This is a genomic window from Microcoleus sp. CAWBG640, from assembly GCF_020883015.1.
Lineage (GTDB): Bacteria > Cyanobacteriota > Cyanobacteriia > Cyanobacteriales > Microcoleaceae > Microcoleus > Microcoleus anatoxicus.
The window spans coordinates 1-12,747 of sequence record NZ_JAHRFC010000061.1 but is presented as its reverse complement, the minus strand read 5'-3'; the positions used below and the strand labels follow the sequence as shown (position 1 = coordinate 12,747).

Below are 12,747 nucleotides of genomic sequence, written 5' to 3'. Positions count from 1 at the left end.
CCACACCCCACAAGCCTCTACGGGATCGGCCAAAGCCTTGAGAATCACTTCCGGCCCAATTCCTGCCGGATCTCCCAGAGTTAGAGCTAGTTTCAATCCTCGATCGAGACTCAAGGCATTTTTCTCCAGAAATCTAGAACATTTTCCGCACTGAAATTTTAGCATTCCTGTAGCTCGTTGCCCCAAATTATACTATCTTTATTGAATGCGATCGTCCAACTAGACATCTAAAATCATGAATCCTGAAATTTTAAATGCAGCCTTGTTGTCCTTTTCCCTAATTTTTGTCGGTATCGGTGGAGGCTTCCTCCTGCTCAAACTCCAAGGCGGCGAAGAATAAGTTTTTTCAATTACACCTTATAAAGTAGGGACACTCCAAGAGCCCATTAGTGTCAACTTAACGTTAAACCCAGTCACAGACTGCTGTTTGACTATTAAACTTAGATCCCCCCTAGCCCCCCTTAAGAAGGGGGGGACAAGAGTCTTTTCAAAGTCCCCCTTCTTAAGGGGGATTTAGGGGGATCTAGACTTTGCCTAAAAGCTACATTTATATGGCTTTTAGGCTTAAGTTGACACCAATAGGCTTGGCCTTAGTCCCTACGGGGATCGAGCGATCAGAAAGCCAGCCTTCTGCCGAAGGTCTCAACGCCAAAATGAGAAAAGTTCAGGTTTTTGTTAAGTTTTTATAACAAAATTAACAAAGACCTGATACAATCCTATAGAAAGTTTAAGATTCATAATTAATCCCTAGATGACTTTATTGATTTTAGGTGCCACCGGCACACTCGGCCGCCAAATAGCCCGCCGTGCCCTAGACGAGGGCTACCAGGTGCGTTGCCTAGTAAGAAGTTACAGAAAAGCTGCATTTTTGAAAGAATGGGGTGCCGAACTCGTACCCGGAAACCTTTGCCAGCCAGATAGCCTGACTTCAGCGCTATCCGGGGTAACAGCTATCATCGATGCAGCCACAGCTAGCGCTGCCGATTCTGTAAGCATCAAAAGAGTAGACTGGGACGGAAAAGTATCGCTGATTCAAGCAGCAGTAGCAGCAGGAGTCAAGCGTTACATCTTCTTTTCGTTTCTCGACGCCGAGAAATATCCCCAAGTCCCCTTATTGGAAATTAAGCGCTGTACGGAGCTATTTTTAGCAGAGTCCGGTCTCGATTACACCATCTTGAGGCCCTGTGGATTTTTGCAAGGACTGCTCAGCCTATACGCCATGCCGATTTTAGATAGTCAGGGAGTTTGGTTGCCCAACAAGCCCTCAGCCCTGGCCTACATGAACACTCAGGATGTGGCGAAATTTGCAGTCCGAGCCCTTTCCGTTCCCGAAACTGAGAAAAAAAGCTTTCCTCTGGTGGGCCCTCGCGCTTGGGATGCAGAAGAAATTGTGCGCCTATGCGAACGCTTATCTGGCAAACAAGCCAAAATCACCCGCACCCCAGATGCTTTGTTGAAGGCTACTCGTCAATTTGCTCAGTTCTTTCAGTGGAGTTGGAACATAGCTGACAGATTGGCTTTTTCCGAAGTTTTGGCCGCCGGAAAACCCTTGAAAGCTCCGATGGATGAAGTTTACAGTGTCTTCGGAATAGACCCCAAAGAAACTACTACTTTGGAATCTTATCTGGAAGAATACTTTAGTCTGATTACCAAGAAGCTCAAGGAAATAGAGTACGAGCAGCTTAAAACTAAAAAACGGGGTAAACAAAAAATGCCTTTTACGTTTTAATCAGCTTATACTCCATTTATAGGACTCAAATTGCTGAGTTTTGGGATTAAATTTCGGTAATTTGTGGCGGTTCGATGCCGCCACAAGCTGCAAAATCTACGTGATTAAAAATTTCAAGATGGTAACAAGACGCGCCATATTAAAACTATATTCAACCCGAACTTTGGAACTCTCCAATTTATTAGACTCCGACCATATTTATTGTGGAACAGGCATCTTGCCTGTTCAAGATTGGCAATTCTTGCGATGTCTATCAAATAAAAAGGACGTATTTTTCGTCCTTGATGATAGTAGGGCGGGGTAGTCGATCGTGCCGAAAGCTGGGATTATATATAACGACGTTAAACCTGTATCTTGTCGCATCGCCCAAGAGTTGAAAGAACAACTGACGGCGATCGGCTGGGATGTCTGCGCGGTTTCCGGTTCTGGGGGAATTCTGGGCTATTCTAGTCCCGATCGCCCCATGTGTCATACTCCGATCGACCAACTCGTCCCCCCCGGTTTTGACAGCGACATGGAGTTTGCAGTGGTTTTGGGTGGCGACGGTACTGTGCTGTCGGCATTTCGCCAAGTCGCTCCCATCGGAGTGCCACTGCTGACGGTCAATACTGGTCATATGGGTTTTTTGACCGAAACTTACCTTAACTTGCTGCCACAAGCCTTAGAGAAGGTGCTGGCGGGAGAATACGAAATCGAAGAAAGGTCAATGCTAGCAGTACGGTTGTTTCGCGACAATGACTGCCTCTGGGAAGCACTGTGTTTGAATGAAATGGTGCTGCACCGGGAACCGCTGACTTGTATGTGTCATTTTGAAGTGGCGATCGGGCAACACGCTTCTGTGGACATTGCCGCCGATGGGATAATTATCTCCACTCCCACAGGATCGACTGCTTACGCGCTGTCTGCGGGCGGGCCTGTAATTATTCCGGGAGTCCCAGTATTGCAGTTAGTGCCTCTTTGTCCCCATTCTATGGCTTCGCGGGCTTTGGTGTTTTCCAATACAGAACCTGTGAAGATTTTGCCCGCGAGTCCGAACCGTTTAGTCATGGTGGTAGACGGAAATGGCGGCTGTTATGTTCGGCCGGAGGATTGGGTGCAAGTCGAAAAAGCTCCGTACCAGGCCCGTTTTGTTCGGGTACAACCTCCTGAGTTTTTCCACGTTTTGCGGGAAAAATTGGGTTGGGGATTACCTCACATTGCTAAACCCAGTTCGGTTGAGTTGCCTTGATAGTTGTTGTTGACACTCCCCCCGGCGCGAATGCACGGGTTTTTTAGTGATATTAATTCCGGTAACACCGAAATAATATAGAGGAGACGGCAGTGCCCATAGGTGTCAACTTAACGTCAAACCCAGTCACAGAATGCTGTTTGACTGTTAAGCCTAGATCCCCCCTAGCCCCCCTTAAGAAGGGGGGGACAAGAACTTACTCAAAGTCCCCCTTCCCCCATCCCCCCTTGGGGGGGGCAGGGGGGGGTGGGGGGGCTAGGGGGGGGTGGGGATTTAGGGGGATCTGGACTATGGTAAAAACGACATTTATTAAGGCTGAAACTCTTGAGAAATATGGGTTTTATCCCAAGTCTAGATCCCCCTAAATCCCCCTTAACAAGGGGGACTTTGAAAAGACTCCTGTCCCCCCCTTCTTAAGGGGGGCTAGGGGGGATCTAGATTTAATAGTCTTGCCAGCAATCTGTGACTGGGTTTGAGCTTAAGTTGACACCTATGGGCACTGCCGTCTCCTAATTTGGTCTACTAATAATTCCGGTGCTCCAGGATCTAAAATAATGGGGTTACTCATCATTCTCCGAAGCCTTTTAGGTATTGGGAATTGTGGGAAAGATCTTCGAGATCGCTATCTAAACAACCAACAAACTCTTGGGCTGCTTGTGTAAAAGATATTTTCTGTGACTTTGTATCAATCGGCTCAAAGGTTTTTTTATTGGCTTGAAACTCAAGAAATTCGATATATTCAAAAATCTTTTCGAGTTGATTTGGGGGAAAATGTTGGATTTTTTGGATTGCCATTTCTAGGGTTAACATGGGTTTCTCTTTGGTTGGTTTTGGTACTATTTTAACGATTTACACAAACATCTTTTTTTTGGATCTACTAGCTTGTTGCATGAGTGCGCGATCGCAGGGTATCTATTTATTCTACCAATTTTCTGATTTGTCAAGGTCTCGATCGAGATTCCGAATCATCTCCAAGGTGAGGCAGCGTTTGCGAGATAGCGTTAGTACGCAGGAACATTTTTGTTTAACATCCCACCCATTACCTATTCCCCATTCCCTAAACCACCGCTGCGATCGAGAAAATCAGTAATCTCCTGATAAAAAGCCTGTCCCTTTCCCCTGCTGCTACTTGCAGTCACCAACAATCTTAAAACTTCCACAAGCGAACTAATCGTAGCATCAAAAATCAATGCAAACAACTGGCTTAAATCATCTTGGTTTTGTTGCCCATAAGCCAAAGCATTAATATAATCATTGCGGATTTGGTTGTCAATCACCACAATCGGATAGCCAGCACGGATTAAAAGTAAATTCATTAATAACCTAGCCGTTCGACCATTCCCATCCCGAAAAGGATGGATAGAAACAAAACGATAATGAGCCATAGTCGCATATTCGACTGGATGGAGCCTTAAAGCAGATTCCGAGTTGAGCCATATCGCAAAATCCCCCATTAATTGAGAGAGTAAATAATGGGGAGGATAACGATAGTTAGTTCCTGCCGCCATTACATCCAGAGTGCGATAACTACCCGCTTCCTCCGGGTTAATTTTGCGGAGAATCAGATTGTGAATTTGCTTAATTTCCCATTCATTAATCTCCGTATCTTTTTGGGCTAAATTTTCAATATAATCGATCGCCTCCTTATGTCCAATAACTTCTAAATGTTCGTCAAGGGTTTTGCCCCCCACAGTAATGCCCTTCGTTAAAACTAATTCCGTTTCACTTTGGGTTAAAGTATTACCCTCAATGGCATTTGAGTTATAAGTAAAGCGAACATCATAGAGCTTTTTGAGTTCGGCGACGAGGGTGGAATCGAACGGTCTAAACCCATCTAACCAAGCTTTTAGTTTATCGATTCGTTCTAATTTAAGCCGATAATTCATCATTAAATAGTTGTCGATCGCAGAGGTTAATGAAAATTCCTTTTGTTTACCTAAAATAATTACCTTTTGAATGAATTTCTCATATAGTTGAGTAGACATCTTTGAAAATACTCCCCCATTCCCTAAAACGGCACCTCAATCCCCAACTCCTGACAAAATCCCCGAATCACTCGATCGTTCTTCGACCTTGCGCGATCGCAGCGTATCTATTGATTCTACCAATTTTCTGATTTGTCAAGCTCTCGATCGAGCTTCCGAATCATCTCCAAAATCAGGCAGCGTTTGCGAGATAAGGGTATAGTGGGAGTGTCTTCATTTCTATTCACTCTGCTTAGGACGGATTTCAAATTCTGAACGCGCCCGGAAGAAACAGACCTCAAACTCGAAGAAGAAATTAGCTTGCCCCAAAATCAAAGGTACATTGGTTGCTTGTGTCCAGGCAAATGCCAGGTTAAGCGTTGGGAATGAGCTAACTCGAGCGTTTACAACGACTGCGCGGGCTTCAAATCGAGCCAAATTCCCAGCCAATACGACTGAGAGTGTCTCATTTTCCCAGACTAAGCCCAGTTGTAGTCCTAACTCGTAGGGCAAAACATTAACGCTTGCGCCTGTATCTAATAAGCCCTCAACGTTCAAGGATCGATCGTTCAGGCTGAGTTTCAATGGCAGATACGGCATTCGATCGACCATGCCAAGACTGCTGTCAATGATTTTGTAGGGAAATCTCTGAGCGTCAATCATTCTGTTCTTGTTGTTTTGTTGCCAGAAGATTCATTAAAACATTGGCAGCCTCAGAGCAATTGTAAGGCGACCAGACCGGATACTCTCGATCGGCAACAAAAAAGTTTGTTGCATCTTCTTCTTTGACCAGTTCTGTTGCCAGAAACTGCATCAGCCGCAGCTTGTCAATTTTTGAAAGTTCCTGGACTTGTGACATAAGTTCAGTCAATGGCATTTGAAAATCTCCTCGTTTGAGGTTAGGTGAAAAGATTGGATCTACTAGCTTGTTGCATGGGCGCGATCGCAGCGTATCTATTGATTCTACCAATTTTCTGTCGGTCAAACTCGCGATCGAGATTCCGAATCATCTCCAAGGTGAGGCAGCGTTTGTGAGATAGCGTTGGTGCGATCGAACATTTGTGTTTAACATCCCACCCATTACCTATTCCCCATTCCCTAAATCACGGCTGCGATCGAGAAAATCAGTAATCTCCTGATAAAAAGCCTGTCCCTTTCCCCTGCTGCTACTTGCAGTCACCAATAATCTTAAAACTTCCACAAGCGAACTAATCGTAGCATCAAAAATCAATGCAAACAACTGGCTTAAATCATCTTGGTTTTGTTGCCCATATGCCAAAGCATTAATATAATTATTGCGGATTTGGTTGTCAATCACCACAATCGGATAGCCAGCACGGATTAAAAGTAAATTCATTAATAACCTAGCCGTTCGACCATTCCCATCCCGAAAAGGATGAATCGAAACAAACCGATAATGAGCGATACTTACATATTCAACTGGATGGAGATTTAAGGCAGATTCTGAATTCAGCCAACTCGCAAAATCTCCCATTAATTGAGATAGTAAATAATGGGCAGGATAACGATAGTTCGTTCCCGCCGCCATCACGTCCAGAGTGCGATAACTACCCGCTTCGTCCGGGTTAATTTTGCGAAGAATAAGATTGTGAATTTGCTTAATTTCCCATTCATTAATCTCCGTATCTTTTTGGGCTAAATTTTCAATATAATCGATCGCCCTCGAGCGTTTACAACGACTGCGCGGGCTTCAAATCGAGCCAAATTCCCAGCCAATACGACTGAGAGTGTCTCATTTTCCCAGACTAAGCCCAGTTGTAGTCCTAACTCGTAGGGCAAAACATTAACGCTTGCGCCTGTATCTAATAAGCCCTCAACGTTCAAGGATCGATCGTTCAGGCTGAGTTTCAATGGCAGATACGGCATTCGATCGACCATGCCAAGACTGCTGTCAATGATTTTGTAGGGAAATCTCTGAGCGTCAATCATTCTGTTCTTGTTGTTTTGTTGCCAGAAGATTCATTAAAACATTGGCAGCCTCAGAGCAATTGTAAGGCGACCAGACCGGATACTCTCGATCGGCAACAAAAAAGTTTGTTGCATCTTCTTCTTTGACCAGTTCTGTTGCCAAAAACTGTATCAGCCGCAGCTTGTCAATTTTTGAAAGTTCCTGGACTTGTGACATAAGTTCAGTCAATGGCATTTGAAAATCTCCTCGTTTGAGGTTTGGCGAAAAGATTGGATCTACTAGCTTGTTGCATGGGCGCGATCGCAGCGTGTCTATTGATTCTACCAATTTTCTGTAGGTCAAACTCGCGATCGAGCTTCCGAATCATCTCCAAGGTGACTCTATTCCGTCCGCTCCACTGTGCTGCTAGCTGGCTGGCTACTAGGCGATGATTCTAATTTCTGCCGAATTGCGGCCTGAATTTTTGCGTCAAAATCGGGATCACTTGGGCTTGCAATGATTGATTTCGGACGCTGACTGAACCTGTCTAAATATGCCTGACAAGCAGCTCGATCTTGGCGATTTTCCAGAAAGAACCGTCTCAATTCGGCATCGCTCATAGCCTCAAAATTCACTTGGCTCATCAGAATACCTCCCCATTCGGTACAATTTCAAACTCAAGGTCTTCACCATATCCAGCTAGAACGTATACGTTTCGAGTACGACGATCGATACAAACCAGATGAATCGGTTGCAACATGATGAACGTCAACTGATAGCTGACGCGATATAAACTCTCTAACTGAGCAGTAGTTGGCATTTCGGTCACTCACTCCACCTACTGTTTATTTTAACTGTTCCGAGTTCAAATTAACTCATCAGTTTACTTTACTGTTGTTGGAATGGGGTTCTATTTTCGTGCAGAGTAAATTGGCAGTTTGGGATGAACTTTCTTGAACCGCAAACTGGGATATGTGGGATCTTGCTTGAATTGCCGATATGCCTTGCGAGTCTGATCCTGAATCTGTTCTGGTAGTTCAGCAAACATTTGACGAAATTGAACGGTTGTACGAGACTTCACAATGTTTCTGGATCTAATTCCTGAGTTTTGCCCGCATGATATTCAGCCATTGCCGCGGCTGCAAGTTTAGCCAGCAAATCCGGGGAGCGCGCAAATGCCTCATCCCACCGCTGATCATCTTCGAGTTCTTTCAGAATCAGGGTTGCGATCGCATTTTGATCGTTAGGAGGTAAGGTTTTTAATCGGGCGATCGCTTGTTCGAGTAATTCAGTCATAACTGTTTACTAGAGATGTATTTTTCTCGATTATTACCTACCGAGTACCTTTTAACCACTGATTGCGATACCCAAAGATACCATCGCTAATACAAGCATCGAAATGAAAGTAAACAGAAACTGTAGCGGTGGTTTTGTAGCTCGCCAAACACCATAATCACAGTCTTGGGTTCTAAATCCCTCAGAGGTGTCTAGCTTTGCTATCCTACAGAGTTCAATTTCACGTTTCTGAGTAAGCTGATTACAATACTCGATTGCTGGAAAAATTGTTCTTAAATATCGCTCATAAAGCCAGATTGTTAAGCTTCCAAGCGAGAAGACTGCAACAGCGAGTAAACCGTGTCTACTCTTGATCACTGACGCTGCCTGCCAAGCTGCTAGCAAAAAACCTGCAAACGCAGTCCATAACAAAGTCGAGATTTTCCACAACTCGGAGCGGTACCACACAATTCTTTGATAAGCATGTCCATGCAGATAACGAGCAGTATCTAAAGATGATTCATTGCTTATTGAAATTACTTGTTCCAATTCATCTGAACTCACTACAATTCCTCATCAACGTCACTTAACTCATAACCAGCAAGTGATGTTTAAAATGCCGTCACCCGCAACTGAAGCCAGCTAACTTATAATTGTATCGCAGTTGCGGTACAATACTGAGTATAGCCGTATAATACCGCAGATTGACGATGTATGTCAACTCCTTCTTACTCCCCATCAGAATCTCCTTTCCTACAGCAAGTTCGCCGCACGCTTCGGCTCAAACATATGAGCCGTCGTACCGAAAAAAGCTATTTTTATTATATTTTAGATTACATTATGATAAAGCAAGCAGCGATAAAGTCTCGTCTTCATAAAATAATTCGATCGCCTTAAAATCCCGACGCAGCAAATTTTCAACTTGCAATGTCGAACAGTTGCCAAGGCAAAGCCAAATAACTTTCGGTGGATTCCCAAATACTAAGCTCAGGTCGTGCATATCCGCGTCTTTCGAGACAATCATCAAATCATTATCTTTTGCATAATCCCAAACTATTGGGTCGATCGTTGCTTTCATGCCCACATCTCGAACGTGAAGCGAATTAGGAAAAACATCGCTCAAACGATTCGGCAACTTGGGCGACAAGTTTTCATCAAAAAGTAATTTCATGCGGATAAGGTAGCGGTCATAAACCGACGCTCACGGTCAGCAGCATAAGCTATACAAGCTTTTAAATCTTCTCGTGTCAAATCGGGAAAATCGTCAAGAATTTCTGCTTCGGTCATCTCGGAAGCCAGGTACTCAAGCACTTCATAAACCGTAATTCGCAAGCCGCGTACACAAGGCTTACCACCGCGTTTATTTGCTTCGATCGTGATGTGGTTTCGGTAGTTCATAGTTTGATATGGGATTTTTAGCAGACCAGTTTAGAGAACAGATTTCAGTCCAAGACGATCAAGGTTGCCGATCGCGATCGGTTGGGTGGTGAGGAGTTGGTCAAGGCAATCGGTTTGTGGGGTGGATTGTCCGTTAAAGTAGTCAATCCAGACGCTGGAATCAACAATAATCATGGGCTTACTATTGTTCCGTATCCGTTCTCATGCGATCGAGGTCGCCATCCCAGGCGAGTTTACCCCGTAGCGCCCGGAGGTTCTGTTGGTTTTTCATTTGGATCAGCAGGTTCAGGGCCAGTTCGACAACTTCTTGTTGTGCTGTGAGTCCAGTCGCGTGGAGCGGATTAGTGATGAGGGAGTTATCGATTTCGATCGTAGTTTTCATAGGTATTTTGGGGTGAGTCTTATCGATCGCGCTTTCACCCGATTATAAGCGATCGCCCATCGTAAAAATTGACAGAAATTTCACACACTCAGTACGGGACTTCTCAGAGATCGCAAAGAGTGAATTGGAGAGGGTGCTATACTAGGGAGTATCGCGTTTGGAAGAGGTGTTTTTATGGTGCAAGCGCAGTTTAATTTAGATGAGTCGTTGTGGGCATTTGTGCAACGATCGCAGCAGTACGGTTTTCAGGATCGGGATGAATTAATTCGGGTGGCGCTGGGGAAGTTGCAGCAGGAGTTAGATTCGTTGGAGATGTCGGCGGATTTATATACGGAAGTTTATGGGGAGGATGCCGATTTGCAGGCTTTGACGAATAGCGCGATCGCGGGTTGGCCAGAATGAATAATTTGTGGCGCGGGCAGATTATTGATGTTGATTTGGAACCAACGAGAGGTTCTGAAACGGGGAAGGTTCGGCCTTGTATCATTGTGACGAATGATGTTTACAATGCCCGTGTGCCTGTGATTCAGGTTGTGCCGATTACAGAATGGAATGAGAAAAAGGCGCGCATCTCGACGAATATTGATTTAGAGCCATCGGCGATGAATGGACTGACGAAACGATCTATAGCGGATTGTTTACAGACTCGTCCGATCGACCATCAGCAACGGCTGGTAAGGGTACGTGGACAGTTAAGTGCGGAGGATTTGGCTAGGGTTGATGGGGCGATTAAGCAAGTATTTGGCTTTAGTTAACGATAAATAGCAGCAATTACAGCCACTACACAAACATTTGCGATAATACTGAATTTAATGGAATAATACCGCAGCTTAATAATGTATGTCAACCTCTTCTCACTCCCCCCGATTAGACTGCATTACTTAAGCATAATAAATTCAAGATTGCTGCTCGAAAACAATTTCTTCATAGAATTGCTCGATCGGCAAACTCAACCCAATACTTTTAAGCTCAACGCGATCGCCCGCTCGATAGCTCAGAATCAACCAATCCCCCGCATCATTTCTGTGATACATATCGATCGCCATCTCATCCGAACTCACCAACACATAATCAACCAAATTCGGGTTGTGGCGATATTTTTCAAACTTCTTGCCGCGATCGTAAGCCTCGGTACTATCCGATAAAACCTCAACAATCAAACAGGGATAGGTAATATATTGAGGGCTAGAATTATCTCGCCGATCGCAAGTGACACTCAGATCGGGATAGGTATAGTTGCGAGTATTGAGGATATTTACACGGCAGTCAGAATTGTATGTTTTACAACCACTACCCCGCAGATGGGGCTTGATCATCGTTAAAAAGTTTCCCGCGATATCACTGTGATTTCTAGTCCCCCCACTCATCGCATACACGCGACCATCGATTAGCTCATGTTTTTCTAATTGTTGCTCCTCCCAAGCAAAATACTCTTCAGGCGTAAAGTACCGCTTTTCCTCTCTAGCTGCAATCATAACAATCTCCTAATTAAAAAAAAACTATTTTTATTATATTTGAGATTAGAGTCGATCGCACACCCTGGGCGAGCGCCAAAATCAACACATCGATCGCAACTGCTTCACGCACGAATCACTGTAATTAACCGACCCATTGGGCTAGTCTGAATTTCAGTTTTCAGTCGTTCTTCTAATTCGAGTGCATTATCTCTGCGATCGAATATAACCAACCACCCCTCATCTTGTCCCAATCGAGCCAAATACCCATCTAACTGTTCCAACCCTTTACTCAACGGATCGACTTTCCGAGTCCGCCAAACTTTCAGTTCAATGCCTAATGTGACTTCACCATAACGCAAACATAAATCCATCCTGTCTCGTCCGATCGCATATTCTCTCTCCAACGTTCCGCCACCATTAATCACCCGATGTAGAAACGCCATCACCACCAAATGTGGCGCAATTTCAGGGTAAGACGCACTTTTGAGTAAGGGTTCGCCATGTTGCAGCCAAAAGCCGAGAAACGCTTGCAGGAGTGCTTCGGTCATCAGTTCACCGCGAGGATTCAACCAACTCGGACTGATCATCGGTAAACTATCTTGCGGGCCTTGCGCCAAAACTCGTGGCAACACTTCTCGATAAATCGGATTGGCGATGACTAAACCCCCGGCTGGATCGCGTTTGAGCAAGCCCAAATCGACGAGATATTGCCGATCGTCATTAGAAGATTCTGGCAATTCTTGTCCGGCTAGTATGGGCTCGATAATGGCTTTGACTCGGTTTTCTCTGAGTCGTTCTGCCAAACTATCCAAATGTGTATCCTGGCGTTTGATGATAATTTCTTTGGCTTCTAAAATATGTTCAGGTGTAATTTCTCTAGATTCATCTGTTACTAATTCTTCGACGATTTCTTTAGCTAAAGCATTCACCAACCAAGGTTGTCCCTGAGTTAATTCAAAAGCTAACGCTACGGCTTCTGGTGTAAAAACTTGTCCGGTATCTTGGGTATGTTGCCCGTAGAGTTCTGCGACTTCTGAGGCATTAAAATTTCTGAGCGTAATCGATCGCACTTTAATATTAAACGGACTGGATGTATTGAGGCGATCGCTACCACCGGCAGCCACTTTGTAATCGCGAACATCCCGCAAACCGATTAAGCCCACCGATTGCGGAAACGCACGAGGACGAGAGGGATAACCATTGCGTAACTGACGCAAAACGGACAGCAATACTTCATTTTGGAGCGAATCAATTTCATCGATGAAGATTGCTAAAGGGCGAGGTGAAGTTTGTGCCCATTGCCGCAAGGTTTCTTCAATTCCTTGTCCCACCTCCATTTCTTGTTTTGGTGGTGGCTGGAGCTCCGGTGGCAAATAGACTCGCGCCTCACTTCGCCAAGAACTTA

21 protein-coding genes are annotated in these 12,747 nt (G+C 44.7%); 5 read left to right on the top strand and 16 right to left on the bottom strand.

Annotated elements, in window-relative coordinates:
- The first annotated feature begins 235 nt into the window (after positions 1 to 235).
- The 3 genes from AAFP11_RS22965 to AAFP11_RS22955 all read left to right on the top strand — a co-directional run bounded on the left by AAFP11_RS22965 (position 236) and on the right by AAFP11_RS22955 (position 2,957).
- The gene (locus AAFP11_RS22965; RefSeq protein WP_340517484.1) at positions 236 to 340 is read left to right on the top strand and encodes a PetM family cytochrome b6-f complex subunit 7; all 105 of its coding nucleotides are present in this window, start codon (positions 236 to 238) and stop codon (positions 338 to 340) included.
- 411 nt (positions 341 to 751) lie between these two features.
- Entirely contained in the window at positions 752 to 1,729 is a 978-nt protein-coding gene (locus AAFP11_RS22960) for an NmrA family NAD(P)-binding protein (protein WP_340517486.1), read from the top strand.
- A gap of 310 nt (positions 1,730 to 2,039) precedes the next feature.
- Positions 2,040 to 2,957, top strand: a complete 918-nt coding sequence (locus AAFP11_RS22955) for an NAD(+) kinase (RefSeq protein WP_341739118.1) — start codon at positions 2,040 to 2,042, stop codon at positions 2,955 to 2,957.
- A 567-nt stretch (positions 2,958 to 3,524) separates the two neighbouring features.
- On the opposite strand, the gene AAFP11_RS22950 is transcribed toward AAFP11_RS22955, so the two are convergent.
- From AAFP11_RS22950 to AAFP11_RS22885, 14 genes are all read right to left on the bottom strand, one after another.
- Positions 3,525 to 3,767 carry a hypothetical protein gene (locus AAFP11_RS22950; protein ID WP_096829645.1) on the bottom strand — a complete coding sequence of 81 codons (243 nt, stop codon included), beginning with the start codon at positions 3,765 to 3,767 and terminating at the stop codon, positions 3,525 to 3,527.
- Between the two features lie 233 nt (positions 3,768 to 4,000).
- Positions 4,001 to 4,942: a Fic family protein gene (locus tag AAFP11_RS22945; RefSeq protein WP_341739117.1), complete on the bottom strand. Its 942-nt coding sequence runs from the start codon at positions 4,940 to 4,942 to the stop codon at positions 4,001 to 4,003.
- A 219-nt stretch (positions 4,943 to 5,161) separates the two neighbouring features.
- A complete protein-coding gene (locus AAFP11_RS22940; RefSeq protein ID WP_341739116.1) occupies positions 5,162 to 5,584 on the bottom strand; it encodes an aspartyl protease family protein in 423 nt (140 codons plus the stop codon).
- Entirely contained in the window at positions 5,577 to 5,798 is a 222-nt protein-coding gene (locus tag AAFP11_RS22935) for a hypothetical protein (protein ID WP_333353752.1), read from the bottom strand. The genes AAFP11_RS22940 and AAFP11_RS22935 overlap by 8 nt, the downstream gene beginning before the upstream one ends.
- A 207-nt stretch (positions 5,799 to 6,005) precedes the next feature.
- A complete protein-coding gene (locus AAFP11_RS22930) occupies positions 6,006 to 6,560 on the bottom strand; it encodes a Fic family protein (protein ID WP_341739126.1) in 555 nt (184 codons plus the stop codon).
- A 17-nt stretch (positions 6,561 to 6,577) separates the two neighbouring features.
- A complete protein-coding gene (locus AAFP11_RS22925; protein ID WP_341739115.1) occupies positions 6,578 to 6,871 on the bottom strand; it encodes a hypothetical protein in 294 nt (97 codons plus the stop codon).
- Positions 6,864 to 7,085, bottom strand: a complete 222-nt coding sequence (locus tag AAFP11_RS22920; protein ID WP_341739114.1) for a hypothetical protein — start codon at positions 7,083 to 7,085, stop codon at positions 6,864 to 6,866. The genes AAFP11_RS22925 and AAFP11_RS22920 overlap by 8 nt, the downstream gene beginning before the upstream one ends.
- Before the next feature lie 146 nt (positions 7,086 to 7,231).
- Positions 7,232 to 7,474 carry a hypothetical protein gene (locus tag AAFP11_RS22915; RefSeq protein ID WP_341739113.1) on the bottom strand — a complete coding sequence of 81 codons (243 nt, stop codon included), beginning with the start codon at positions 7,472 to 7,474 and terminating at the stop codon, positions 7,232 to 7,234.
- Positions 7,474 to 7,650: a hypothetical protein gene (locus AAFP11_RS22910; protein WP_341739112.1), complete on the bottom strand. Its 177-nt coding sequence runs from the start codon at positions 7,648 to 7,650 to the stop codon at positions 7,474 to 7,476. The genes AAFP11_RS22915 and AAFP11_RS22910 overlap by 1 nt, the downstream gene beginning before the upstream one ends.
- A gap of 257 nt (positions 7,651 to 7,907) precedes the next feature.
- On the bottom strand, positions 7,908 to 8,126 hold the full coding sequence (locus AAFP11_RS22905) for a hypothetical protein (RefSeq protein WP_341739111.1): 219 nt from the start codon (positions 8,124 to 8,126) through the stop codon (positions 7,908 to 7,910).
- Positions 8,127 to 8,177: 51 nt separating this feature from the next.
- Positions 8,178 to 8,669 carry a hypothetical protein gene (locus tag AAFP11_RS22900; protein WP_341739110.1) on the bottom strand — a complete coding sequence of 164 codons (492 nt, stop codon included), beginning with the start codon at positions 8,667 to 8,669 and terminating at the stop codon, positions 8,178 to 8,180.
- 274 nt (positions 8,670 to 8,943) lie between these two features.
- Entirely contained in the window at positions 8,944 to 9,276 is a 333-nt protein-coding gene (locus tag AAFP11_RS22895) for a DUF5615 family PIN-like protein (protein ID WP_341739109.1), read from the bottom strand.
- Positions 9,273 to 9,503 carry a DUF433 domain-containing protein gene (locus AAFP11_RS22890; protein WP_006634608.1) on the bottom strand — a complete coding sequence of 77 codons (231 nt, stop codon included), beginning with the start codon at positions 9,501 to 9,503 and terminating at the stop codon, positions 9,273 to 9,275. Before AAFP11_RS22890 ends, AAFP11_RS22895 begins: the two co-directional genes overlap by 4 nt.
- A gap of 181 nt (positions 9,504 to 9,684) precedes the next feature.
- On the bottom strand, positions 9,685 to 9,885 hold the full coding sequence (locus AAFP11_RS22885; RefSeq protein ID WP_341739108.1) for a type II toxin-antitoxin system VapB family antitoxin: 201 nt from the start codon (positions 9,883 to 9,885) through the stop codon (positions 9,685 to 9,687).
- 174 nt (positions 9,886 to 10,059) lie between these two features.
- Here AAFP11_RS22885 and AAFP11_RS22880 point away from each other — a divergent pair, with 174 nt between their 5' ends.
- Together AAFP11_RS22880 and AAFP11_RS22875 are read left to right on the top strand one after the other, a co-directional pair.
- A complete protein-coding gene (locus AAFP11_RS22880; RefSeq protein WP_341739107.1) occupies positions 10,060 to 10,287 on the top strand; it encodes a hypothetical protein in 228 nt (75 codons plus the stop codon).
- Positions 10,284 to 10,640 carry a type II toxin-antitoxin system PemK/MazF family toxin gene (locus AAFP11_RS22875; protein ID WP_341739106.1) on the top strand — a complete coding sequence of 119 codons (357 nt, stop codon included), beginning with the start codon at positions 10,284 to 10,286 and terminating at the stop codon, positions 10,638 to 10,640. The genes AAFP11_RS22880 and AAFP11_RS22875 overlap by 4 nt, the downstream gene beginning before the upstream one ends.
- 141 nt (positions 10,641 to 10,781) lie before the next feature.
- On the opposite strand, the gene AAFP11_RS22870 is transcribed toward AAFP11_RS22875, so the two are convergent.
- Both AAFP11_RS22870 and AAFP11_RS22865 read right to left on the bottom strand, forming a co-directional pair.
- Complete coding sequence (locus AAFP11_RS22870) at positions 10,782 to 11,360, bottom strand: Uma2 family endonuclease (RefSeq protein WP_341739105.1); 579 nt, start codon at positions 11,358 to 11,360, stop codon at positions 10,782 to 10,784.
- 104 nt (positions 11,361 to 11,464) lie between these two features.
- Positions 11,465 to 12,747, bottom strand: a 1,283-nt coding sequence (locus AAFP11_RS22865; protein ID WP_341739104.1) for an ATP-binding protein, incomplete at its 5' end; no start/stop codon positions are given.

Bases quoted from the DNA above. Each gene is read 5' to 3' on its own strand.
- AAFP11_RS22905 (WP_341739111.1), bottom strand. From the start codon at position 8,126: ATGACTGAATTACTCGAACAAGCGATCGCCCGATTAAAAACCTTACCT.
- AAFP11_RS22965 (WP_340517484.1), top strand. From the start codon at position 236: ATGAATCCTGAAATTTTAAATGCAGCCTTGTTGTCCTTTTCCCTAATT.
- AAFP11_RS22890 (WP_006634608.1), bottom strand. From the start codon at position 9,503: ATGAACTACCGAAACCACATCACGATCGAAGCAAATAAACGCGGTGGT.
- AAFP11_RS22945 (WP_341739117.1), bottom strand. From the start codon at position 4,942: ATGTCTACTCAACTATATGAGAAATTCATTCAAAAGGTAATTATTTTA.
- AAFP11_RS22915 (WP_341739113.1), bottom strand. From the start codon at position 7,474: ATGAGCCAAGTGAATTTTGAGGCTATGAGCGATGCCGAATTGAGACGG.
- AAFP11_RS22935 (WP_333353752.1), bottom strand. From the start codon at position 5,798: ATGCCATTGACTGAACTTATGTCACAAGTCCAGGAACTTTCAAAAATT.
- AAFP11_RS22920 (WP_341739114.1), bottom strand. From the start codon at position 7,085: ATGCCATTGACTGAACTTATGTCACAAGTCCAGGAACTTTCAAAAATT.
- AAFP11_RS22880 (WP_341739107.1), top strand. From the start codon at position 10,060: ATGGTGCAAGCGCAGTTTAATTTAGATGAGTCGTTGTGGGCATTTGTG.
- AAFP11_RS22895 (WP_341739109.1), bottom strand. From the start codon at position 9,276: ATGAAATTACTTTTTGATGAAAACTTGTCGCCCAAGTTGCCGAATCGT.
- AAFP11_RS22950 (WP_096829645.1), bottom strand. From the start codon at position 3,767: ATGTTAACCCTAGAAATGGCAATCCAAAAAATCCAACATTTTCCCCCA.
- AAFP11_RS22940 (WP_341739116.1), bottom strand. From the start codon at position 5,584: ATGATTGACGCTCAGAGATTTCCCTACAAAATCATTGACAGCAGTCTT.
- AAFP11_RS22885 (WP_341739108.1), bottom strand. From the start codon at position 9,885: ATGAAAACTACGATCGAAATCGATAACTCCCTCATCACTAATCCGCTC.
- AAFP11_RS22875 (WP_341739106.1), top strand. From the start codon at position 10,284: ATGAATAATTTGTGGCGCGGGCAGATTATTGATGTTGATTTGGAACCA.
- AAFP11_RS22910 (WP_341739112.1), bottom strand. From the start codon at position 7,650: ATGCCAACTACTGCTCAGTTAGAGAGTTTATATCGCGTCAGCTATCAG.
- AAFP11_RS22870 (WP_341739105.1), bottom strand. From the start codon at position 11,360: ATGATTGCAGCTAGAGAGGAAAAGCGGTACTTTACGCCTGAAGAGTAT.
- AAFP11_RS22960 (WP_340517486.1), top strand. From the start codon at position 752: ATGACTTTATTGATTTTAGGTGCCACCGGCACACTCGGCCGCCAAATA.
- AAFP11_RS22925 (WP_341739115.1), bottom strand. From the start codon at position 6,871: ATGATTGACGCTCAGAGATTTCCCTACAAAATCATTGACAGCAGTCTT.